The sequence below is a fragment of the Rhizobium sp. 25PS6 genome, assembly GCF_032464655.1.
In the GTDB taxonomy this organism is placed as follows: domain Bacteria; phylum Pseudomonadota; class Alphaproteobacteria; order Rhizobiales; family Rhizobiaceae; genus Rhizobium; species Rhizobium laguerreae.
The window spans coordinates 215341-237193 of record NZ_JAWDIV010000006.1; the positions used below are offsets into that span (position 1 = coordinate 215341).

Annotated in this window: 23 protein-coding genes; all 23 read left to right on the top strand. The window is 60.2% G+C overall.

Annotation, left to right across the window (positions count from 1 at the left end; translation table 11 throughout):
* The first annotated feature begins 158 nt into the window (after positions 1-158).
* The 23 genes from RWK44_RS11340 (at position 159) to RWK44_RS11450 (ending at position 21771) form a co-directional block, all read left to right on the top strand.
* Entirely contained in the window at positions 159-788 is a 630-nt protein-coding gene (locus RWK44_RS11340; protein WP_222010031.1) for a hypothetical protein, read from the top strand.
* Positions 785-2116 carry a MotB family protein gene (locus RWK44_RS11345; protein WP_316028805.1) on the top strand — a complete coding sequence of 444 codons (1332 nt, stop codon included), beginning with the start codon at positions 785-787 and terminating at the stop codon, positions 2114-2116. Before RWK44_RS11340 ends, RWK44_RS11345 begins: the two co-directional genes overlap by 4 nt.
* Positions 2117-2120: 4 nt before the next feature.
* Positions 2121-3413, top strand: a complete 1293-nt coding sequence (gene motC / locus RWK44_RS11350) for a chemotaxis protein MotC (RefSeq protein ID WP_316028806.1) — start codon at positions 2121-2123, stop codon at positions 3411-3413.
* The gene (gene fliK / locus RWK44_RS11355; protein ID WP_316028807.1) at positions 3410-4843 is read left to right on the top strand and encodes a flagellar hook-length control protein FliK; all 1434 of its coding nucleotides are present in this window, start codon (positions 3410-3412) and stop codon (positions 4841-4843) included. The genes motC and fliK overlap by 4 nt, the downstream gene beginning before the upstream one ends.
* The gene (locus RWK44_RS11360) at positions 4791-5348 is read left to right on the top strand and encodes a lytic transglycosylase domain-containing protein (RefSeq protein WP_316028808.1); all 558 of its coding nucleotides are present in this window, start codon (positions 4791-4793) and stop codon (positions 5346-5348) included. The genes fliK and RWK44_RS11360 overlap by 53 nt, the downstream gene beginning before the upstream one ends.
* A 280-nt stretch (positions 5349-5628) precedes the next feature.
* On the top strand, positions 5629-6300 hold the full coding sequence (gene rem / locus RWK44_RS11365) for a transcriptional activator Rem (RefSeq protein ID WP_003545558.1): 672 nt from the start codon (positions 5629-5631) through the stop codon (positions 6298-6300).
* Positions 6301-6425: 125 nt separating this feature from the next.
* The gene (locus RWK44_RS11370) at positions 6426-7733 is read left to right on the top strand and encodes a flagellar hook protein FlgE (protein ID WP_025393171.1); all 1308 of its coding nucleotides are present in this window, start codon (positions 6426-6428) and stop codon (positions 7731-7733) included.
* A 19-nt stretch (positions 7734-7752) separates the two neighbouring features.
* Positions 7753-9240, top strand: a complete 1488-nt coding sequence (flgK, locus tag RWK44_RS11375; protein WP_131642119.1) for a flagellar hook-associated protein FlgK — start codon at positions 7753-7755, stop codon at positions 9238-9240.
* A gap of 3 nt (positions 9241-9243) precedes the next feature.
* Entirely contained in the window at positions 9244-10296 is a 1053-nt protein-coding gene (locus RWK44_RS11380; protein ID WP_017959008.1) for a flagellar hook-associated family protein, read from the top strand.
* A gap of 34 nt (positions 10297-10330) precedes the next feature.
* The gene (gene flaF, locus RWK44_RS11385) at positions 10331-10678 is read left to right on the top strand and encodes a flagellar biosynthesis regulator FlaF (RefSeq protein WP_003556569.1); all 348 of its coding nucleotides are present in this window, start codon (positions 10331-10333) and stop codon (positions 10676-10678) included.
* Positions 10675-11124: a flagellar biosynthesis repressor FlbT gene (gene flbT / locus RWK44_RS11390; RefSeq protein WP_017959009.1), complete on the top strand. Its 450-nt coding sequence runs from the start codon at positions 10675-10677 to the stop codon at positions 11122-11124. Before flaF ends, flbT begins: the two co-directional genes overlap by 4 nt.
* Positions 11115-11558 carry a flagellar hook assembly protein FlgD gene (flgD, locus tag RWK44_RS11395; RefSeq protein WP_017959010.1) on the top strand — a complete coding sequence of 148 codons (444 nt, stop codon included), beginning with the start codon at positions 11115-11117 and terminating at the stop codon, positions 11556-11558. Before flbT ends, flgD begins: the two co-directional genes overlap by 10 nt.
* Positions 11559-11657: 99 nt before the next feature.
* Positions 11658-11924, top strand: coding sequence for a flagellar biosynthesis protein FliQ (gene fliQ, locus RWK44_RS11400; protein WP_009992823.1), 267 nt, complete (start codon positions 11658-11660; stop codon positions 11922-11924).
* Between the two features lie 215 nt (positions 11925-12139).
* A complete protein-coding gene (flhA, locus tag RWK44_RS11405) occupies positions 12140-14227 on the top strand; it encodes a flagellar biosynthesis protein FlhA (RefSeq protein ID WP_077977635.1) in 2088 nt (695 codons plus the stop codon).
* Positions 14224-14976 (top strand): flagellar biosynthetic protein FliR, encoded by a 753-nt coding sequence (locus RWK44_RS11410; RefSeq protein WP_077977636.1) that lies wholly within the window; start codon positions 14224-14226, stop codon positions 14974-14976. The genes flhA and RWK44_RS11410 overlap by 4 nt, the downstream gene beginning before the upstream one ends.
* A gap of 7 nt (positions 14977-14983) precedes the next feature.
* A complete protein-coding gene (locus RWK44_RS11415) occupies positions 14984-15397 on the top strand; it encodes a hypothetical protein (RefSeq protein WP_077977638.1) in 414 nt (137 codons plus the stop codon).
* A 32-nt stretch (positions 15398-15429) separates the two neighbouring features.
* Entirely contained in the window at positions 15430-15993 is a 564-nt protein-coding gene (locus tag RWK44_RS11420; RefSeq protein WP_077977640.1) for a rod-binding protein, read from the top strand.
* A 121-nt stretch (positions 15994-16114) separates the two neighbouring features.
* Positions 16115-16480, top strand: coding sequence for a hypothetical protein (locus RWK44_RS11425; RefSeq protein WP_017959015.1), 366 nt, complete (start codon positions 16115-16117; stop codon positions 16478-16480).
* Positions 16480-17019, top strand: coding sequence for a hypothetical protein (locus RWK44_RS11430; RefSeq protein WP_131642117.1), 540 nt, complete (start codon positions 16480-16482; stop codon positions 17017-17019). The genes RWK44_RS11425 and RWK44_RS11430 overlap by 1 nt, the downstream gene beginning before the upstream one ends.
* Positions 17020-17309: 290 nt before the next feature.
* Complete coding sequence (locus RWK44_RS11435; RefSeq protein ID WP_077977644.1) at positions 17310-18149, top strand: WecB/TagA/CpsF family glycosyltransferase; 840 nt, start codon at positions 17310-17312, stop codon at positions 18147-18149.
* 156 nt (positions 18150-18305) lie between these two features.
* Positions 18306-20072, top strand: coding sequence for a succinoglycan biosynthesis protein exop (locus RWK44_RS11440; protein WP_316028809.1), 1767 nt, complete (start codon positions 18306-18308; stop codon positions 20070-20072).
* Between the two features lie 119 nt (positions 20073-20191).
* Positions 20192-21091: a bifunctional methylenetetrahydrofolate dehydrogenase/methenyltetrahydrofolate cyclohydrolase FolD gene (gene folD / locus RWK44_RS11445; RefSeq protein WP_131664733.1), complete on the top strand. Its 900-nt coding sequence runs from the start codon at positions 20192-20194 to the stop codon at positions 21089-21091.
* Between the two features lie 527 nt (positions 21092-21618).
* Positions 21619-21771 (top strand): hypothetical protein, encoded by a 153-nt coding sequence (locus tag RWK44_RS11450; RefSeq protein WP_316028810.1) that lies wholly within the window; start codon positions 21619-21621, stop codon positions 21769-21771.
* The last annotated feature ends 82 nt before the right edge of the window (positions 21772-21853 follow it).

Genomic DNA, 21853 nt, shown 5'->3' on the forward strand with positions numbered 1-21853 from the left:
CAAGTTTGACTGCATAATTTCCGGCATGAAGGCATCGTCCGAATCCGTGCCGGCGCAAGGTCAGCCCCTTGCCCGTTCCGAAGGGGATGCCGGCGCGCAAGGTCACTTTGAGCGGGGGCGGGCATGCCGCATGCCTCCCGAATGCTGGATGGTTTTTTATGAGCATTACGCTTTCCCGGTATTTGAAGGATTTCGGTGAACCGGAATCGTCGGCGCCGATCCTCGATATGAACAATTTCGGCGGCGACGATTTTCCCGAAATGCCGAGCGAGCCGGCGATCGACGTCGAGGCGGAGCGCCGCGAAGCCTATGCGGAAGGTCATGCCGCAGCGACCGTGGAATTGACCGAGAAATACGAACTCGAGGCGCGGACGTTGGCGGAGGTCCATGCGCGGGAGCTCGAAGAACTGAAGCTTCGCTACGAGGTCGAGGCGGCGGCGGTCATTGCGTCCCGCATCCGCGATATCGCCGAAGAGGTCGCCCAGCTGGTCAGCGCCGGCGCCGCCGTGGCCATTGCGCCAGTCATGACGGAGGCGCTCGCGGCCAAGGCTACCGAAAGCCTCGCCGCCCTGCTGCGTGATGCGATCCTCGAAGGCGCGGCCGGAGCGATCGTCGTCAGGGGGCCGATCCGGCTTTTCGACATATTGAAGGCCGAGCTCGGCGAACATGCAGGCGCGGTTCGCCATTTTGAGACCGACGATATCGATCTCACCGTCGAAATCGGTGATTCCGTTATCGTCACCCGTATGTCCGCCTGGGCGGCCAGCTTGAAGAAAGTTCTGGAATGAGTGAAGGCGAAAACCACCACCACGGCAAGAACGAGATCATCATCGTCAAGAGACATGGCGGCGGTGATCACGATGGCGCCCATGGCGGTGCGTGGAAAATTGCCTATGCAGACTTTATGACGGCGATGATGGCGTTCTTCTTGGTTATGTGGCTGGTCAATGCCGCCAACGAGGAGACCAAGGCCTCGGTCGCGACCTATTTCAATCCGATCAAACTCTCCGACGAAAAGCCAACCGAGAAGGGCCTGAAGAAGCCCGTCGACAACGCCGAGGGCGAGGAGAAGCAGGAGAAGTCGAAACAGAAGGAAGAAGATCCGAACGACGGCAAGGCCGCGGCGGATGGAGACGACCAGACATCGACCTCCGGTGACCAAACCAATTATTCCGAGGCCGATTTCTTCGAAAACCCTTATTCGGTTCTTGCCGAGATCGCGCAGGAAGTCGGCCAGCAGGCCAATGTCAGCGCAAAGGGCGATGGCGGTGCCGCCGATTCCGGCCCGGCCACCGGCGCCGATGGCGGCGAGGCCTATCGAGATCCCTTCGATCCGGATTTCTGGACGAAGCAGGTCGAGGTCACGACGGCCGGCAAGCCGTTGCCGCCCGGCAAGAGCGACGAGCAGGCGGTCGAGAGCGAGACGACCGAGATCGCCGAGCTCGAGGACGCCAAGCCGATACCGCTGACCACCGATCAGAAGGCCGCCCAGGAAACCAAGGAAACGAAAGAAACCAAGGGCCCCGTCGAGGCCAAGGACGGCAAAACGCCGGGTGGGAAGTCGACCGAGGACAAGAAGGCCGAAGCTCAGAAAGACGCGGATCATCAGAAGGATGCGGACAAGAGTGCCGCCGAGACCGAGCAGAAGCAGCAGAAGGAAGCCGAGCAGTTGCAGGCGCAGATCACCCAGCAGATCGGCGGCGTTGCCGGCAAGCTCGCCGAAGGCCTGACCGTGACGGCGTCCGAAGGCGGATTGCTGGTCAGCATCTCCGACCAGGCCGACGATTCAATGTTCAATATTGGTTCTGCGGTTCCGCGCCAGGAAATGGTGCTCGCCATGGAAAAGATCGGCGCGATCCTGAAGGAGAGGGGTGGTGCGGTTGCCATCCGTGGCCACACGGACGGTCGCCAGTATAAGGGCACCCAGAACGAGAACTGGCGGCTTTCGATGGACCGCGCTCAGAGCGCCTACTACATGCTTGTGCGCGGCGGGCTCGACGAGAAACGCATCTCCCAGGTCTCCGGCTTTGCCGACCGTCGGCTGAAGCTGCCGTCTGACCCGTTCAACGCGACCAACCGCCGGATCGAGATTCTGGTGCAGGCGGATCAAGGATAGTCGAATGGCGCGTCGGCAGCATCGCTACTTCGGATTTGTGGCTCTCGGCCTGGCGATGCTTTCGCCGGCCGCAGCCAATGCGCAGGATCCGGACGATCTCGCGCCCTACAAAATGCTGCGGTCGCTGCAATTCGTGCAGGATTCCGTCGTTACCGGTGATCATTCGGCCGGTGAGATGCAGCGCTTCATGCTGGGCACGATCGACACGCGGCTGCGCACCGTCGAACCGTCGATCTTCGACGACGACCGCAATGTCGACGCAGCGCTGATCTACACGATGAGCGGCGGCAACCCTCAGACGCTCGAATATCTGATCGCCCACGACGTCAACGGCTATTTCGATAACCGTGTCACCGACGTGCTGCGCAAATATTTGAGCGGCAAGGGCCTCCTCGTCGCCAAGACGCTGCAGGAGACCGCCAGGGAATATCGCGACAAGAAGATCGGCCCCTACCTTGCGCTGATCGGCGGCAACGTGCTGATCGCGACGAAACCGACAGACGCGCTGGATCTCTACGACCAGGCGCGTCTTGCCGCCCCGGGCACGATCGTCGAGGAGGCGGCGTTGCGCCGCTCACTCGCCATTTGCGTCGACAAGGGGATGCTCGACAGGGGAATGGCCTATTCGCAGCGTTATGTCAGACGATTCCTGCATTCGCCCTATGCCAGCCAGTTCGCCGATCTTTTTGTCACCCTCGTCGTCGGCCACGATCACGACGTGAAACCACAGGATGTCATCGACATCCTGTCCTTCATGGACGCACCGCGCCAACGCGAGGTTTATCTGCGCATTGCCCGCGCCGCCGCGATATCAGGCAAGCCGGAGCTGGCGCGCATGGCGGTCGGACGCGTGCAGTCGCTTGGCGGCACTGACAATGCTTTCGGTCCGCTCGCGGATTTCTATGGCGGCATGGCCGGCCTTCCCACGGAAGATATCGATCAGGCAGCAAAGAATGTCAGCGGCATCGACGGCAACGCGCTGTCGCGGCGGGATCAGGCGCTGCAGGCGGCGGCGCGATCCGTTGCCGAACAGATCCTGCGCGCTCCCGACCCGGCAAGCTTGACGCAAGCCTCCAATCCTAACACTGATCATCAAGAAATCACTTCTGAAAAGGCTGCGGCGATAGCCACGCAACCGGGAGCGCCAGGCGCGCTTCCCGAGCCTGTTCCGGGAGGTGTGGCATCGAATGGCCAAAGCCAGGATACCGACCCCTCATTCAACGCATTCGTGACGACCAATCGATCCAAGCTCGACGAGATCGATGGTCTTCTGGCGCAAGAAGGCAACGAACAATGATGGATATAAGCGTCTCGGGCGGAGCCTCCGGTACGGAGACGGCTGCGGTTGCGAAATCCGCGCGACTGGCCGGAAAAGGTGATGCTGACGGCCAAAAGAATGGCTTCTTCGACGCGCTTGCCAAGGCAGGCAGCGATGCGGTCAATGACGAGCCCGACGATGCGCAGCCGGATCAGGGCGTGGCTGCCGATGGCGGCGCCGAGAAAGTGGCGCGGACGATCCGCGGCCGCAGCAGTGCAAAGCCGTTGATCGACCTCGGCGACGCCGCGCTGAAGGCACAGGCCGAGGTGCAGCCGGAAACGATTGCCGGTATTGAAAAGGCCACGACAAAGCCCGTAAAGGCTGAGGTTAAAATGCCGGCCGATCTCGCCTTCGGCAAGCTCGATCCGAAGGACAGTCCCGCAGACGACGTCGCTCCGGCAGCCAAGAGCGGCAAACACATCAAGGCCGACGCGCTGGAAACCGATACGGACAAGGTCAGCGACGATGATGACGGCGGCATTTCCGATGTTCTGGGTCTGCTGAAGCAGGAGCCTGCCGACGGGACCGTGACTTTGCCGGCGACCACCGCGCATCACGTCTCCGCCAAGGTCGACGAGGCTGGAGCGGCCGACAAGAAACTCGATGGTATCGAAGCCAAAGCGGGCGGCCATGCGTCCGACGCTCTTGCGGCCGTCAGCGGCAACGTCGAGAGCGGCAAGGCGGATGACATCAAGGTCCCCGGATCGGAGACTGCCGAAGCCGCCGATGGCAAGAAATTCAGGTTGAGCCGTGCCGATGGCCGCGGCGTGTCGATGGATGTCCACATCGGCACGGAGCAGGCCGGACCGAAAGATGGTTCGAAGAAGGCCGATGTCGAAAACGTTTCGGTGCTCGAATCGCGCCGCTATATCGGCCTGATGCAGAATACGAATTCCGCCGCCGTCACCGCCGCTCTCTCCGGCGATTCCGAATGGGCGCGCGCCATGGAGCCGAGCTCGGCGCTCTCCAACGCGGCGGAATGGACGAGCACCGGCAAGGTGGTCAATACGTTGAAGATCCAGATGAACCCACTCGATCTCGGCCTGGTGACGGCGACCATGCGCCTGTCCGGCGACGCTCTGAACGTCGACCTCAAGGTCGAAACCGGGGCGGCCTATCGTCAAATGAAGGAAGATCACGGCAAGATTCTCGAAGCTCTGCGCAGCCAGGGTTACGCGGTCGAAAACGTCACCATCAGCATGGCGCCGGTCGAGCGTCCCGACGCCGGCAACCAGGGTCAGGCCTCTCAGCAGCAGTCGCTCTCTCAGCAGGGGCAGGGCGGCGAGGCGCGCGATCGCCACAATCAGACGGCACAGCGGACGGACGGAGGCTTCAATGGCGCAGGCGATACCAGTATTGAAGACGCTCGTTCTGGCGGCGGCAGCAGCACTGGCGGCGTTTACCTCTGAGGCGATCGCCTCCACCGGCGCCTGCGAACGCGAGATCCAGTCGGCAGCGGCCAAATACGGTATCCCGGAAGGCATCCTCTATTCGGTTGGGCTGACGGAGACCGGCCGCAAAGGCTCGCTCTATCCCTACGCCATGAACGTCGAAGGCAAGGCGATCTTTCCGCCCTCGGAGCAGGACGCGATGCGGCAGTTCGATGTCGCCCGCAGCAGCGGCGCCAAGCTCATCGACATCGGCTGCATGCAGATCAACCATTACTTTCACGGCGAGAATTTCCGCTCCACCGAGGAGATGTTCGACCCGCATCGCAACGTCGAGTATGCGGCAAAATTCCTCCGCAATCTGCATGACCGTCACGAGACATGGACGATGGCGGTAGCCAGATACCATGCCGGACCCAACAACAATCCGGCGCAGAAGCAATATGTCTGCCGCGTCATCTCCAATCTCGTTGCCACCGGCTATGGCAAGTGGACTCTCAATGCGAGTAACTTTTGCCGAAATTGATTCAACCAAAGATGGAAGAGGCGCATTGTGACGAAACTGTGTCACAATGTGGCGGGAATCCGGCACAAAACCCGTACGCAAGTCATATTTAACCGACTGTTAACTTTTCCACGAAATTTTGGTGTGCATAATCAGGCGTACCCACTAGATATAGATCAAATCGCTACCCAGATCTTAATCAATTATTAGTTTCTGCCATTAACTTTAACGAGTTGTCGCCGATTCGTGCGATTCGTACCCATAGATCATCGAAGTGCCACACTGATTCGGAGGCGGACGAATGATCGTAGTGGTTGATGAGCGTGAGCTCGTGAAAGATGGATACACATCTCTGTTCGGTCGTGAGGGCATTCCCTCCACCGGCTTTGATCCAGCGGAATTTGGCGAGTGGGTGCAGACCGCTGCCGATTCCGATATAGCTGCAGTCGAGGCCTTTCTGATCGGTCAGGGCCAGCGCAATTTCGAACTGCCCCGGGCGATCCGGGATCGGTCGATGGCGCCGGTGATTGCGGTCAGCGACCAGCACTCGCTCGAAAACACTCTTGCGCTTTTCGATTGCGGCGTCGACGACGTGGTGCGCAAACCGGTGCATCCCCGCGAAATCCTCGCAAGGGCGGCTGCGATCCGGCGCCGGCTGAAGGCGATCACCAATTACACCGAGATCGGCGGGATCCGCGTCTTCTCGGATGGTCGTGACCCCGAGATCAACGGCGAAGTCTTCGCACTTCCCCGGCGCGAGCGCCGCATCCTCGAATATTTGATCGCCAATCGCGGTCGCCGGGTCACCAAGACCCAGATCTTCAACGCCATCTACGGCATCTTCGACGAAGAGGTCGAGGAGAACGTCGTCGAAAGCCACATCTCGAAGCTGCGCAAGAAGCTGCGCAAAAAGCTCGGCGTCGATCCGGTCGATTCCAAGCGCTTCCTTGGTTACTGCATCGATTGGGCCTGATTTCTCGGCCGGGCGGCGGCGCCCGGCTGAACATCGATATCAGGCCTCCCAGCTCGCATGACAGACAGCTTCACGCAAGGCCCGACAAATACTCTCGTGCATAACAGGTAAAACGAGGTTTTCAGATGAGCATTTTCGGCAGCATGAAGACGGCAGTATCGGGGATGAACGCGCAGGCCAACCGCCTCAGCACCGTCGCCGACAACATCGCCAACGTTAACACCACCGGTTACAAGGCTGTGTCGACGAGCTTCTCGTCGCTGGTTCTGCCCTCCTCGGGCGGCAATTACAATTCCGGCGGCGTTCAGACCTCCGTTCGCCAGGCCGTCTCCGACCAGGGCGATATTTCCTACACCACGTCGAGCACCGACCTTGCAATCTCAGGCGACGGCTTCTTCATCGTCCAGGGTCCTGACGGCACCCCGGTTCTGACCCGCGCCGGCGACTTTACCAAGGACGACGAAGGCAATCTCGTCAACGCCGCCGGCTTCATGCTGATGGGCTATTCCTACGACTCCGGCGCTCCAGCCGTCGTCGTCAACGGCTTCGATGGCCTCGTTCCCGTCAACGTCAACCAGGATGGTTTGACCGCGATCGCATCGACATCAGGCGTCTTCAAGGGCAACCTCGATTCCAACGCCAAGGTCGCTCCGGTTGCTCCTGCGACGCTGCCGAGCGACAACTTAGCCACGACGACGACCGACACCAAGAAGGTCTCGATGGTTGCCTATGACCGTCTCGGCAACAAGGTGATGTACGACTTCTACTTCACGAAGACTTCTGTCGTGACACCGCCGCCGGCGACAGGTACGGCCGCCACCTGGCAGGTTTCGATCTACCGCAACGCTGACGCGGCGGTGGGCGGCACGACCTCCTTCCCATACGCCCCCGGTGGGGCCGCTGCAGCTGTCGGCACGGGAACGCTCACCTTCGACCGCGATGGCAAGATGCTCACGGGCGGCGCCGTTAACATCGCCGATACGGTGACTGGCCAGACGATCGCCATGGATTTCTCCGGTTTCACCCAGCTCGGTGCCGACTTCTCCGGCACCGGTACGCCGAACGGTCAGGCAGCGACCCCGGTCAAGGACGTCACGGTTGATGGCGACGGCATCGTCTACGCGAAATACGAAGATGGTAGCACCAAGCCGCTCTATCGCATTCCGTTGGCCAATGTCGCAAGCCCCGACAAGCTGACGCTGATGAGCGGCAACGTCTACAGCGCCAACGGCCAGTCGGGCGTCACCGTCACCGGCTTCCCGCAGACCAACGGTCTGGGCACCATCAAATCAGGTGCTCTCGAGGGTTCGAACGTCGACCTCGCCGGCGAGCTGACCGAGATGATCGAATCGCAGCGCAGCTATACCGCCAATTCCAAGGTGTTCCAGACGGGTTCCGACATTATGGACGTTCTCGTCAACCTCAAGAGATAAGCAAGGTACCGGGTAAGCCATGTCGCTCACATCCGCACTTAATACCGCGCAGAACATATTCAACAATACAGGCACTCAGAGCAGTGTCGTATCGAACAATATCTCGAATGCCGGCAACAAAGATTACGTGCGCCGGCAGGCGATGCTCACCACGTCCTTGAATGGCGCGCAGGTCGTCAAGATCGATCGGGCGCAGGAAGAGGCGCTGCTGCGCCAATACCTGAAGACATCCTCTCAGGACAGTGCCCAGCAGGCATTGCTCGGCGGTCTTGAGGACCTCAAGTCGATCGTGGGTGGCAACGACTACGAAACGTCGCCATCCACCTATCTCGGTGTTTTCCAGCAGAAGCTTCAGGCCTTCCGCACGACGCCGGGCAGCACCGTCGCCGCTCAGGGCGCCATCACCGCCGCGCAGGACGTCGCCAACTCGCTGAACAATGCCTCGCAATCCGTTCAGAACGTTCGCGCCACCGCCGACAAGCAGATCGCCACCGACGTCGATAAGCTGAATACGCTTCTCAGCGACTTTGAGAAGGCCAACAATGCGGTGAAGACCGCCACGGCCTCGGGTGCGGATGCATCCGGCGCTCTCGACGAGCGTGAGAAGGCTCTTAAGCAGATTTCGCAGATCGTCGGCGTCAACGCAACGACGCGCGACAATAACGACATGGTGCTGAGCACGTCTGACGGGACGATCCTCTTCGAGACGATCCCGCGCAAGGTGACGTTCAAGTCTCAGGATGTCTATACCGCGACCATCGCCGGCAATTCGGTCTATATCGACGGTGTGGCACTTCCGCGCGGCAGCGGATCGACGACGACGGGGCAGGGAAGCCTTCAGTCTCTCCTCCAGGTGCGCGACGAGATCGCTCCGAACTTTCAGAAACAGCTCGACGAAGTCGCCCGTGGCCTGGTCTCGCTCTTCAAGGAGCAGAACACGGCAGTCGGCCCGGCCTATGTGCCTGGCCTCTTCACCTGGAGCGGCGGCACGGTCGATACCGGCGCCACCGCGGTTGCCGGCATGGCGGCGACCATCACGGTCAGCAGCCGAGTCATTACCTCGCAAGGCGGCGATCCGATGCGCCTGCGCGACGGTGGCGTCAACGCCACCGGCCTCGTCCTGAACACGTCAGGCGCCAGCGGTTATACGACTGAACTCGATCGTCTCTATACCGCATTGGGCTCCGACATCGATTTCGATCCAGCGGCGGGGACGCCGGTCGGGTTCGACGCCACGACCGGCATCGATTCAAACGTCAGCATCATGGAATTCGCCACAAATTCCCTCGGCTGGCTCGAACAGTACCGCAGCAATGCCACGACGGCGGCGGAAAACACCTCGGCGGCGCTGTCACGCTCCGACGAAGCCTATTCCAACGAGACGGGCGTCAACCTGGACGAGGAGCTGACGCTGCTCCTCGACATAGAGCAGTCCTACAAGGCGGCGACCAAGATCCTGAACGCCGTTGACGAAATGTTGAAGTCATTGCTGGATATTGCGAGTTAAGCCATGAAGAGCTCATTTATTTCAAGTTCGGCCATTCAGAATGCGATGCGGTTGACGATCCGTCAGGCGCAGAACCAGATGACGAAGGCGACGATGGAAGCGACGACGGGAGTCTATGCCGATATAGGCGTCTCGCTCGGCGGCAACGCCGCCAGGAGCGTCGACTTCAGCCGCGAGGTCGACAGGATAGCCTCGATCAAATCAAGCAACTCGCTTGTCACTGCGCGCATGGAATCCTCGCAGCTTGGCCTTTCCAAGATGAAGGATGTCGGCGACGGCCTCGTTTCGAAGCTGACGGCGCTCCAGGGCAGCCACGACCCAGGCAGCATCACCGTCGCCATCCAATCGGCGACCAGCGCCCTGTCTACGATGATGGATACGGCCAATACCATGGTAAACGGCGAATATCTGTTCTCGGGCATCAACACCGATGTGCAGCCGCTGACAGATAAGACGGCCGCGACAAGTGCTGCCATCGTCACGCAGTTGAATGCATACGCCGCCGCTCTTGTCCCCCCGAAGGCAGTCAAGGATCTGACCGGCGCCGAAATGAGCACCTTCATCACCACGACGGTAGAGCCGATGTTCAGTCAGGCAGCCTGGACCGACCCGACGACCGGTTGGTCGCAGGCGTCGAACCAGAACATGACGAGCCGCATCAGCAACTCCGAAGTGATCGAATCCTCGACCAATGCCAATTCCGAGGGCATGCGTTACTTCGCGCTCGCCTCGGTGATGGCCTCGGCACTGTTGGGACAAGGCCTCAGCAGCGATGCGATGAGCACGGTGTCCAAGCAGGCGATCAGCTACACGGCGAAGGCGACCAGTGGCCTGGTTACCCAGGCAAGCCAGCTCGGTCTTTCCCAAGAGCGCGTCAAGAAGTCGAACGACGCTCTCGACGCTCAATCGAACATCATCAAGAACAAGCTCGTCGATCTCCAGGGCGTCGACCCTTACGAGGCGTCCACCCTCGTCAAGACTTTGGAAACGCAGCTTGAAACGGCTTACACGATCGTCTCGAAGATCCAGCAGTTGAGTCTAGTAAACTACCTTTGATGATCAAAGGCGCGCAATAAAGAAGGATGCATGAATGTATCAGTTCTCATATGCCGAAGTCATGCAGGACTCGGTGGCCGACGCGAAAGAGCGGGAATGGCAGGTTCTTGACCGGTCCATAGACCTGCTGGCGGCGGCGCGCGAAAAGGAAAAATACGGCCGGGAAGCCATTGAAGCCCTGTTTTATACCCGCCGGGTCTGGATCAGCTTCATCGAGGATCTCAAACATCCCGACAACCAGCTGGAGATCGGGCTCAGGGCCAACCTCATCTCGATCGCGATCTGGATATTGAAGGAATGCGACAGGATCAGAAAACGTCAGTCTAATAACTACCAGGGCATCATCGACGTTACCACCATCATCAGGGATGGACTTAAATGAAAAGCACACTTCGCATCTCTCTGAAAGCCGGAGAAAGAATCTTCATCAACGGCGCCGTCCTGCGCGTCGACCGCAAGGTCGCGCTGGAATTCCTGAATGATGTGACGTTCCTTCTCGAAAACCACGTCCTCCAGCCGGAGGGCGCCACGACGCCGCTGCGTCAGCTCTATTTCATCGCGCAGATGATCCTCATCAACCCTGAGGGCAAGGACCAGTCGACGGCGTTGTTCCGCAAGTCGATCACCATGCTGCTCTCCTGCTTCAAGAACGAGGAAATCCTCGCCGAACTGAAGCGCATCGATGCGCTCGTCTCGACAGGCCGTGCCTTCGACGCACTCAAGGCGATCCGCGGCCTTTACGCCATCGAAGACAATATCCTCAACAACCACGAAATGCCGCCGACGATGGTCGAGCAGATTCGCAGGGAGATTGCACCATGGCGGTAGATGCAACATCGAACGTGGCCAAAACGAGTTCGACGACCACAACGAACACGGCCCAGACGAAGGCGACGCTGAACTACGACAATTTTCTTCAACTGCTCATCGCGCAGATGAAGAACCAGGATCCGACCGATCCGATGGATGCCAGCGAGCAGATGTCGCAGCTGGCGAGCTTCTCGCAGGTCGAACAGACGATCCAGACCAACACCAAGCTGGACACGCTTCTGGCAAGCTCGAGCCTTACTCAGGCCAGCAGCTACGTCGGCAAATACATGGAAAGCGCCGACGGTAAGGTCAAGGGCACCATCGAATCCGTCAAGGTTTATTCCGACGGAATCATTGCGACAACCACGGCTGGCGGGAATATACTCGTGCAGGCGGGAATCACTATTGCCGACAAGGCGCCGACCACGTCGACCGACACCAGCGATACCTGATACCCACGGCGCCGGCGCGCCGCATAAGTCGGGTGATACCAATCAATGGCGGTCCGGCCACGGCGGGGCCGCTTCAAGGCGATATGAGGTTGCCTTCGGATGAATGAAGCTGATGCATTGGATCTGTTTCAGGCGGCGATCTGGACCGTCCTGATTGCCGCCGGTCCCGCCGTCATCGCGGCGATGGTGGTGGGTCTCGTCATTGCCTTGATCCAGGCGCTGACCCAGGTGCAGGAAGCGACACTGACCTTCGTGCCGAAGATCGTCGCGGTGCTGATCACCGTCGGGGTCACAGCACCCTTCGTCGGCTCGCAGATTTCGATTTTTACCAATCTGGTCTTCTCGCGCATCCAGTCAGGTTTCTAGAGCAATTCCAGCAAAATTGCGCTGCGGTTTTGGCAGGCAAAGCGCGAAGCGCTTTTGCCGGGGGATTGCGTAAAAACAAAGGTTAGAGCGGGTCTACGCTTCCATGAGAAGCTGAACCGCTCTGAGCCACCTTCGCGCAAGCTTCGCCATTTAATTCTCGATCCGAATTGGGCGGGCCGCATGCCCGCCTCCTCTCATGAAGAGACGGAATCGTCATGGCGCAACCACCTGCACTCCCCCTTCCAAAAGTCGCCCCCAACCTGCGCGATGTTGGATTTGCCCTCGGCATCATCGGCATCATCTGCATTCTCTTCCTGCCGATCCCGCCGTTCCTGATCGATATGGGACTGGCCTTCTCGATCGCCTTCTCGGTGCTGATCCTGATGGTCGCGCTGTGGATCCAGAAGCCGCTCGATTTCTCGTCTTTCCCGACCATTCTGCTGATCGCAACGATGACCCGGCTGGCGCTGAACATCGCGACAACACGCGTCATCCTATCCCACGGAAATGAAGGCCATGACGCAGCGGGCGGCGTCATCGCCGGTTTCGCGAGCCTGGTGATGTCCGGCGACTTCGTCATCGGTCTGATCGTCTTCCTGATCCTCATCACCATCAACTTCATCGTCATCACCAAGGGCGCCACGCGTATCGCCGAAGTCGGCGCGCGTTTCACCCTGGACGCCATTCCCGGTAAGCAGATGTCGATCGACGCCGATCTTTCGGCCGGCATCATCGACGAGAGGGAAGCCCAGCGCCGGCGCCGGGAACTCGAGGAGGAAAGCTCGTTCTTCGGTGCGATGGACGGTGCGTCGAAATTCGTGCGCGGCGATGCCGTCGCCGGCCTCATCATCACCTGCATCAACATCTTCGGTGGCATCATCATCGGCTACTTCCGCCACGGTATGCCGATCGGCGAAGCGGCCGACGTCTTCGTCAAGCTCTCCGTCGGCGACGGCCTCGTCTCGCAGATGCCGGCCCTCATCGTTTCGCTCGCCGCCGGCCTTCTCGTCTCCCGCGGCGGCACCACCGGCTCCACCGACCAGGCGGTCGTCAACCAGTTGAGCGGTTATCCCCGTGCGCTTTCCGTCTCGGCGGTGCTGATGTTCATCCTGGCTCTGATGCCGGGTCTGCCGTTTATCCCCTTCGTGGTCCTCGGCGGTCTTCTCGCCTTCGGCGCCTGGTTCATCCCGCGTCAGGTCGAGGCAGAGAACATGCTTCGCCGCGAGCAGGAAGAAAAGAAGGTCGTCCAGAATAAGGAGCTGGAAAAGGATTCGGTCAAGGCGGTGCTGCGCACCTCCGAAATCGAGCTCGCACTCGGCAAGATGGTCTCGACGCGCCTGCTCGGCGCCCACCAGGAGCTCGCCTTCCGCGTTGGCAAGATGCGCAAGAAGTTCGCCACGCAATACGGCTTCGTCGTGCCCGAGATCAAGGTGACCGACGATATCGCCATCGCTGAAAAGTCCTATCAGATCCGCATCCACGGCACGACGGTCGCTTCCAACCTGCTGCGCGTCGGCGAAGTCCTCGTCGTTACCGGTGCTGGCCGCCGGCCGAGCATTCCCGGCGACGAAATCCGCGAACCTGCTTTCGGTATGCCTGCCGTCTCCATCCTCGAAAACTTCGCCGACGATCTGAAACGCGAGGGCTTTCAGCCGATCGACAATGTCTCCGTCGTGCTGACCCATATGAGCGAGGTCATCCGCAACAACCTGCCGCAGCTTCTGTCCTATAAGGACGTCAAGGTGCTGATCGATCGGCTCGATCCCGAATACAAGAAGCTTGCCGACGAGATCTGCTCGTCGCACATGTCCTATTCGGGCCTGCAGGCGGTGCTCAAGCTGCTGCTTGCCGAACGTGTCTCGATCCGCAACCTGCACCTTATCCTCGAGGCGGTGGCCGAGCTCGCCCCGCATGTCAGGAAGACCGAGCAGATCGTCGAGCATGTCCGCATCCGCATGGCCCAGCAGCTCTGCGGCGACCTCGCCGACAACGGCGTGCTTCGCGTGCTGCGGCTGGGCAGCAAATGGGATCTGGCTTTCCACCAGGCGCTGAAGCGCGACGCCAAGGGCGAGGTGATCGAATTCGACATCGATCCGCGCAGCCTGGAGGAGTTCAGCGAGCAGGCCACCAAAGTTATCCGTGAGTTCATGGATCGCGGCCTGCCATTCGCACTTGTCACGTCGCCGGAAACACGCTCCTATGTACGCATGATCATCGAGAGGCTGTTCGCTACGCTCCCGGTCCTGTCGCATGTCGAACTGGCCAAGGGCATCGAGATAAAGATTTTGGGCTCTATTTCATGATAACAGACCCGCAAGGGACCGTTCTCGCGCTGTTTCTGGTTTTCTGCCGGATCGGTGGCTGTGTGCTGGCTCTTCCGGGTTTTTCCTCGGCGCGCGTTCCCGCACAGCTGCGCGTCTTCATCGCCAGCGCGCTTTCGATCGCCGTCATGCCGTTGCTCTGGGATACTGTCTATCCGGCCGTTCACACCGGTGCCGGAACCTATATCGGCCTGATCTTCAGCGAATCGCTGATCGGCGTGATGTATGGCATGCTGGCGAGGATCTACACGCTCGGCATGCAGTTCGCCGCCTCGATCACCGCCATGATGGTCGGTTACACCCAGCCGGGCTCCGCCGACGTCATCGAAGATACGCCGGAGACCAGCCTGTCGGCCTTTATCACCTTTGCCGGCATGATGATCCTCTTCATCATGGATTTCCATCACATCGTCTTCCGCGCGCTGATCGATTCCTACACGACCATGCCATTCGGCGGTATGATGCAGATGCGCGCGACGCTGATATCCTTTACCGACACGCTGGAGCAGACCACCTACATCATGCTGCGGCTGTCGAGCCCCTTCTTGATCTACGGCTTGATCTTCAACGTCTCGATCGGTTTCATCAACAAGCTGGCGCCGCAGATCCCGGTCTACTTCATCTCCACGCCCTATCTGCTGATGGGCGGGCTCTTCCTGATCTATTTCTCGATTGCGGCGATGGTCAGCCAGTTCGGCCAGTCCTTCGCCTCGATCTATATCGGGCGATGAGGCCGATATGATTGAAAAGAAGCGCTCCCAGAAGCTCAAGCGGCTGCTCTCGGTGCAGCGGCATATCGAAAGAATGGCCGAGAACGATCTGGCCGAAACCAGCCGCCAGCGTGTCGAGGTGAATGTGGCGATGGACGACGTCATCCTCGCGCTCGGCTCGATGGACCCCGTCCACCATGCCTTCTCGCAGAATTACGCCGACCGATTCGGCAGGCTCAGCATCAAGGACCAGCAGCTGACCGGCATGCAGCAGATCCACGAGATGCGGCTGGCGCGCGAGCGCGCCAAGGGTGACCGCTTTGAAGAGGGCATGAAGGAAGCACTCGAGGCCGAGCGCCGCGAGGCCGATGACAACGCCGTCTACGATGTCATCGATCAGCAATTCGCAACGCCAGCCTCCAGCAAGCTTCAAAAACCATAGTCGTTACGATCTTAAATTCAGAGGATTGTAACGTGGCTATTTCGCCTCCCAGTGATCTGGTCCTGGACGTTGTCAAAGCTGCCGACCCCATGGAGGTTCAGGCGGCCCAGGAAAAGTTGAAGGCAAATCGTGCGGCCTTTGCCGCAACGAGTCTCGCCGAAAATGGCAAAGGCTTCTCCAATACGGTCGACGTTCTCGATCATGTCGGCCAGAAGAGCGGCCTCGCCAACGTCCAGAACCGCACCAAGACCGAGGAAGTTCCGGAAAGCTACCGGAAGTTCGAAGCCATGGTCCTGCAAAATTTCGTCAAGTCCATGCTGCCGAGCGAAAGCGAAGAGGTCTACGGCAAGGGCGCGACCGGCGATATCTGGAAAGGCATGATGGCCGAGCAGCTCGGCAACACCATGGCCAAGGGTGACGGCATCGGCATTGCCAAGCAGATGTACAGCGAACTTCTGCGCCGGCAGGAAGGCAAGATCGTCAATGCCTCCACAGACGACGATGACCGCAACACCGCGCTCAGCATGATCGACGACTTCCAGCGTAAGACCTTTGGCACGCCGACCGCCGAAGCCAAGACCGATAGAACAGGATGATCTTAGGCCGGTTGGCCAAAAATCCGAATCCCGTTCCAGTTAACAGTTAGAGCATGCTGTTGTCCGAAAACTCCGTACGTTTTTCGCATCATGCTCTAAGCGAAGCATAACCGAGGGTATCATGGAAATAATTTCGAACGAATACAGGATCAAATCCGTTCTCGGACGCCTCGAAATGATCATCGACAATGAGAACACCCGGATCGGCAACGACCCGCAGTTCGATCTCAAGGTCTCCAATGCCCATAAGAGCCGCTGCCTCTACGAGCTGTCGACGCTTTTTCGCGACACCGATCCGGCCGAGCTTGCCGCTGCCCATCTCGATCAGCTGCACGGCCTAAAGAAGAAGCTGGTTCTCAATGCCCGTCGCGTTGAGGCGCATCTCGAAGCGGTTCGCGCTGTCGCCGACCTGCTGAAGAATGCAGTTCAGGACGCCGACGCCGACGGCACCTATTCCCAGGAACAATTTGCCGCGCGTGGAAACTGATGGTCAAGCTCGTCCTCACCGGTGTCTGGGTTTGCGCCATCACCTTGGCCTCGGTCTATTTCTCGGTGTACTTGGCGACCGCGCCGGCGCCCGCAGCAACGGATTCCAAGCAGAGCGCGCTTGAACTGGTGAAGGGCGAAACGATCACGGTGCCGATCATCGGCAACGGTGCGATCACCGGCTATTTCCTCGGCCGCGTTTCGTTCATGATGAACAAGGACATGCTGAAAGGCGTGACGCTGCCACTGAGCGAGATGACGACGGACGAGCTTTTCAGCCTGCTGGTCGGCAACAAGATGGTCGATATCGCCCACATCAAATCCTTCGATCCGAACGCTTTTCGCGAAGAGATCAAGAAGGGCATGAACGAACGCCTCGGTGGCGAATACGTCGCCGACGTGATGCTGGAGCAGCTCGACTATCTTTCCAAGGAAGAGGTCAAGGAAAGCTCCGCCGGTCAGCTGAAGAAGGTGGGTGCACCGGTCAAGATCGTCGAGACCGCACCGGCCGCCGAAGCACCGGCGCCAGCGGCCCATTAACGACTATCATATCATTGACGGCAAACGGCGCCCTCGGGCGCCGTTTGCCGTTGGCGCGCGTGGTTAATAAACCACTTATGCGAGCATGGAAATTCAAGGAATTTTCCTAAGGGTTGTTTGAAACCGTCCTGTTATATCAGGTGTCACAGCTTGGCATGCGCCGCTTATCCGGGATCGGAGGGACGCGCACCGGCGGGACGCGACCGGTCCTTTCGAGACCTCCGGTGCGGAAATATGGGCTTGTTTTCCGGGATGTCGGGCGCATGCAGCACCCTCGGCAGGAGGTAGGAATGAATCTGATTGCAAACTTCGCGGTGCTCGCATCGCGGCGGACGATCTTCGATCTGCCGGTCTGCGATCTCGGCTGGGACGACGCCCTCGTTTTCATCAACGAGCTGGCCTCCATTCCCGTCGGCCAGACCGTGGTTTGCTTCGTCAACGCCCACAACATGCTGACGACGCTACGCGACGACGAATATTACCGGATTATGTCGCACAATCTGGTGCTGCCTGACGGTATCGGCCTCAACATCGCATCGCAAATCGCCCATGGTGCGCCGTTTCCCGCCAATCTGAACGGCACCGATTTTGTGCCGGCCTTCCTGACCTTCATGGAGGCCCCGCGCCGCATCGGCCTCATCGGCGGCACGCGCACGGTCGTCGAGGCGGCGGCAGAAAATTTCCGCAGGCACACGCCTTGGCATGAATTCGTCGTCGTCTCCGACGGCTATTTCGACAAGGTCGATCCAACTGATGTCATCGAGGAGCTCGAGCGCCAGAAGGTCGATATCCTGATTGTCGGCATGGGAACGCCGCTGCAGGAGAAATGGGTTCACAACAATATCCGCGCCGATCATGCGCGGCTGGTGTTGACGGTGGGCGCTCTCTTCGACTTCGTCTCCGGCGCCGTGCCCCGCGCGCCGAAAACAGTGCGGATGATGCGTCTGGAATGGGCCTATCGCCTGCTGCAGGAGCCGACGCGCCTCTGGCGCCGTTACATCGTCGGCATCCCGGTCTTCCTCTTCCATGTTCTGCGCTACCGCTTCCGCCGGCGCGAAAGGATCCTCAGCTATCCGGAAGAGCATGGCAGCGCGCTGCAGCCGCGGTCGGACCATAAGAAGGCGAGCTGAGCTTATAGCGCCGCGTGTCTAACAGGATGCGTGGCTTAGCAATTCTTGCCCGCTGCGGTTAACCATTTCTTTGCCATGAATATTTAGAGTCGTTTAATCATCTGCATTCGTGCGGATGAGCGAACTCGGCCATCATGTGCATGAGATGTGGCGCAAATGTACGATATCAGGGCCAGAAACAGCTTCCAGGATCGCGCAGCCGCAGGGCCGCGCCCCCATGGCGATTCCTATGCTCCGCCCCAGTCGAGCCGGCCTGATATCGCGCCGCCCGAGGCCGAATTACTGCGCGCCATCGGCCGCGCGCTGGAAGAACAGCGCGCCAGTGCGGCGCGCACCGCACCGCTGGTCGACCGCATCGAAACCATCCTCGGCAACCGCCTCCGGGCCGCCAACGACGTCGGCCATCCGCTTCCTCAGGAGCCGGCGGGCGATGAAGAGCTGGGCGTTCCGGCCGACCAGCCGATGATCTCACCCGCACCCCTGGCCGCTGTCCGTGAAGAGCCCGCCGACCCCCGGTCGGTAGCGCCGCTGCGTCGGGCGAGCGGGATCGGCCTTGCGATGATGGTGGCCGCCGCGACGATCATCGGCGCGGGCTTGCCGGCGCTGATGCCAGCTTCGCCCGCCCTCTATCGTGCCGAGGCGACACTTGCGGTGAAGAGCGATGTAGCAAGCCGCGCTGCCTTCACCCAGGCCGCGGCGAAAGGGCTGCTGTCGGCGCGGGTGGTTGCTTCGACGGTGGCCGCCCTGAAACTCGATCATGATCCCGAATTTGCCGGCGCCAGCGCCAATGCGCTCGGCGTCGCGCTCGATCTGCTCTCGGCGACCGGTGCTGCTGCCGATCCGGCCTCGCGCGCCGAGGCGACGCTGAAACATGCGGTCGAGATACTGCCCGATGCCGCCGCCGGCACCATCCTCGTCAGGGTGACGACCGGCGACAGCGGCAAATCCATGCGCATCGCCGCAAGGCTTGCCGAAGCGGTGTCCGCAGCAGACGGAGCCGGCGGCAACGTCGAGACCGATGCCGCCTTGCGTAAAACCTATGACGAAGTGAAAGCGGAGCTTGCCGCCTTCACCGCGAAGAGCGGCGAGGGCAATGTCAAGGTAGCGATCGATCTTCGCCGCCAGATCGACCGGCTCGATGCCGATCTGAAAGAGGCAGACCAGAATATCCTTGCCGCCAAGGCGCAGGCCGACCGGCTCAAGGCCGCAAAACTTGCCGAAGTGCTCGACGGCTCGCTCCCCTCTGATATGCTTTCGCCGGCGCTACAGGACTGGCGCGACAAATATTCCGTCGCCAAAACGACGCTTGCGCAGCTTTCGGCCGAGCTTGGTCCGCGCCATCCGCGCCTCTTGCAGCAGCAGGCCGAAACGGACGGTCTGAAGGAGAATATGGGCAAGGAGCTTACCCGTCTTGCCCAGACTGCCAACCTCACTGCTAAGGCCGCCGTCGATGCGCGCAAGGGCCTGAACGATCGCCGCAACACGCTGATCGCCCAGAGCCGGGACACCGGCGTCGATTTGTCACGCCTGACCGAACTCAGAGAAAAGGCGAATGCCGCCCGCTCGCGCCTCGAAGAGGCGACGTCCGCAGCGGTGGAAACGGCCGCCGACGGTCGTATCGTTCTCCTGAAGCCGGCGTTGGCAACCGCAGTATCGGGAAGCGATGGTCTCCGCGCGCTGACCGGTGCCGCGGCGGCCCTTGCGATAGGCCTTGCTGCGGCTTTCCTGCTCCGGCTGCGTAGGCCCGTCGCCGATTCCCCACACGAGAAAATGCCCGTATCCCGGCCGCAGGCCCCGCTGCCCTCGATGCCTGTGCCGGCCCCCGCGCCGCTCGACGAAATGGAGCTGCTGCGCTCCGAAATCTCCGGCCTGCGCGACCGGCTTCGTGTTCATGCGCTCGAAGCGCGGCAGCCGCTGCGCTGAACGAACATTTCCTTGCAAGCTTGCTATTGCCTTGCCGCTTTCCGACAGGATAGGGCGTTAGCGGGCAATTGACGCTCGCCGAGTATCCATAGATTGACGCGAACAGGGCGGAGAGACGCGTGACGACAGTAATCGACGGAAAGAACGTAGCTGCATCGGTCATTCAGACGGTCAAGAGTGCGACGGCGGCGCTGGAAAAGAGCAGCGGCGTCACCACCGGCCTTGCGGTCGTCATCGTCGGCGACGACCCGGCAAGCCACGCCTATGTCGGCTCCAAGGGCCGCATGGCCAAGGAGTGCGGCTTCAAGTCCGTTCAGCACACGCTGCCGGCCGAGACGAAACAGGAGGAGCTGGCAGCTCTCGTCGCCACCCTCAACGCCGATCCGTCGATCCACGGTATTTTGGTGCAGCTGCCCTTGCCGAAGCCGCTCGACAGCGAGGCGATCATCCAGTCGATCCTGCCGGAAAAGGATGTCGACGGCCTGAGCGTCGTCAATGCCGGCAAGCTCGCCACCGGCGACCTGAAGACCGGACTTGTCTCCTGCACGCCGGCCGGCGCCATGGTCTTCGTCCGCCGCACCCATGGCGAGGATCTCTCCGGCCTCAACGCCGTCGTCATCGGTCGCTCCAACCTGTTCGGCAAGCCGATGGCGCAATTGCTGCTCAACGCCAATGCGACGGTGACGATTGCTCATTCCAGGACCAGGAATCTCGCCGAGGTCTGCCGCAACGCCGATATCCTGGTGGCCGCCGTCGGCCGGCCGGAGATGGTCAGGGCCGATTGGGTGAAGCCCGGTGCGACAGTCATCGACGTCGGCATCAATCGGGTGGCAGCCCCCGAAAGAGGCGAGGGCAAGACCCGGCTCGTCGGCGACGTCGCCTTCGAGGAGGTTTCGGCGGTCGCCAGCACCATCACTCCGGTTCCCGGCGGCGTCGGGCCGATGACCATCGCCATGCTGATGGCCAACACGGTCATTGCCGCCCATCGCACGGCAGGGCAGACACCGCCGCAGTTTTGATTAGAGCATGATGCCGAAAAGTGTGAGCGGTTTTCGGACGAAATCATGCTCTAACTATATGATGCAGAACAGGATTCAGACCTTAGGCCGACCCGGCCTAAAATCATCCTGTTCTAGGCTCTGTTGACAAAGTTTTCCAGTTTTGAGCCACCAAGCATTTGGGGGATGCGTTGCCACCGTTTTCAGCAATTTTCGAGAAATACCGATCCGCGCTCATATCGCAACCGTTGTCAGCGGTCTGGCGAGGTCACGGCTCGGCGATCTTCTTGGAGTTTGGCCACTTGTCTCCCCGAGTGAAGCGCGACGGGTCTGTCGGAAATTCACGGGGCGACTGCACAGTCATGATCGAGTGGAGTTGGCGAATTGAAAGTGAAGACGCCATTCTGTGCGGGAGCTGGAGCGACGAAGCAGGTTGGGACCGTGTCTTCAAGTCGCTGATTGGGCGTAAGGTTTAAGATGCTTTAATCTATGGGCGGCTCCCGGAGTTCTCGATTGCGTTGACAGGTGGGCTTTATGTAGCTTCGTTCATGACCGCCGAGGGCCAGCCAGCTTGGACCATATTTGGTGGTTCCGACGAGCCTAATTCCGGTTGCATCGCAGTTCGTGATGGCAAGGTTTGCGAAGACTTCGAGATGGAAATGGCACCAGTCGTCACCAGCCCCGATTTCAAAATCGCCTGAAGCATGATTCAAGACTTCCTTTTAGGAGGATGCTTTGGCTCGTGGAGACCTGACCGATTCAGAGTGGCGCATAATTGAGACG

Excerpts from the sequence above, each read along its gene's own strand:
- flbT (WP_017959009.1), top strand. The coding sequence starts at position 10,675 with ATGAAAAGCACACTTCGCATCTCTCTGAAAGCCGGAGAAAGAATCTTC.
- RWK44_RS11430 (WP_131642117.1), top strand. The coding sequence starts at position 16,480 with ATGGTCAAGCTCGTCCTCACCGGTGTCTGGGTTTGCGCCATCACCTTG.
- flgK (WP_131642119.1), top strand. The coding sequence starts at position 7,753 with ATGTCGCTCACATCCGCACTTAATACCGCGCAGAACATATTCAACAAT.
- flgD (WP_017959010.1), top strand. The coding sequence starts at position 11,115 with ATGGCGGTAGATGCAACATCGAACGTGGCCAAAACGAGTTCGACGACC.
- motC (WP_316028806.1), top strand. The coding sequence starts at position 2,121 with ATGGCGCGTCGGCAGCATCGCTACTTCGGATTTGTGGCTCTCGGCCTG.
- RWK44_RS11370 (WP_025393171.1), top strand. The coding sequence starts at position 6,426 with ATGAGCATTTTCGGCAGCATGAAGACGGCAGTATCGGGGATGAACGCG.
- flhA (WP_077977635.1), top strand. The coding sequence starts at position 12,140 with ATGGCGCAACCACCTGCACTCCCCCTTCCAAAAGTCGCCCCCAACCTG.
- rem (WP_003545558.1), top strand. The coding sequence starts at position 5,629 with ATGATCGTAGTGGTTGATGAGCGTGAGCTCGTGAAAGATGGATACACA.
- RWK44_RS11440 (WP_316028809.1), top strand. The coding sequence starts at position 18,306 with ATGTACGATATCAGGGCCAGAAACAGCTTCCAGGATCGCGCAGCCGCA.
- RWK44_RS11410 (WP_077977636.1), top strand. The coding sequence starts at position 14,224 with ATGATAACAGACCCGCAAGGGACCGTTCTCGCGCTGTTTCTGGTTTTC.
- RWK44_RS11435 (WP_077977644.1), top strand. The coding sequence starts at position 17,310 with ATGAATCTGATTGCAAACTTCGCGGTGCTCGCATCGCGGCGGACGATC.
- flaF (WP_003556569.1), top strand. The coding sequence starts at position 10,331 with ATGTATCAGTTCTCATATGCCGAAGTCATGCAGGACTCGGTGGCCGAC.
- RWK44_RS11450 (WP_316028810.1), top strand. The coding sequence starts at position 21,619 with ATGACCGCCGAGGGCCAGCCAGCTTGGACCATATTTGGTGGTTCCGAC.
- RWK44_RS11380 (WP_017959008.1), top strand. The coding sequence starts at position 9,244 with ATGAAGAGCTCATTTATTTCAAGTTCGGCCATTCAGAATGCGATGCGG.
- fliK (WP_316028807.1), top strand. The coding sequence starts at position 3,410 with ATGATGGATATAAGCGTCTCGGGCGGAGCCTCCGGTACGGAGACGGCT.
- RWK44_RS11345 (WP_316028805.1), top strand. The coding sequence starts at position 785 with ATGAGTGAAGGCGAAAACCACCACCACGGCAAGAACGAGATCATCATC.
- RWK44_RS11340 (WP_222010031.1), top strand. The coding sequence starts at position 159 with ATGAGCATTACGCTTTCCCGGTATTTGAAGGATTTCGGTGAACCGGAA.
- fliQ (WP_009992823.1), top strand. The coding sequence starts at position 11,658 with ATGAATGAAGCTGATGCATTGGATCTGTTTCAGGCGGCGATCTGGACC.
- RWK44_RS11425 (WP_017959015.1), top strand. The coding sequence starts at position 16,115 with ATGGAAATAATTTCGAACGAATACAGGATCAAATCCGTTCTCGGACGC.
- RWK44_RS11415 (WP_077977638.1), top strand. The coding sequence starts at position 14,984 with ATGATTGAAAAGAAGCGCTCCCAGAAGCTCAAGCGGCTGCTCTCGGTG.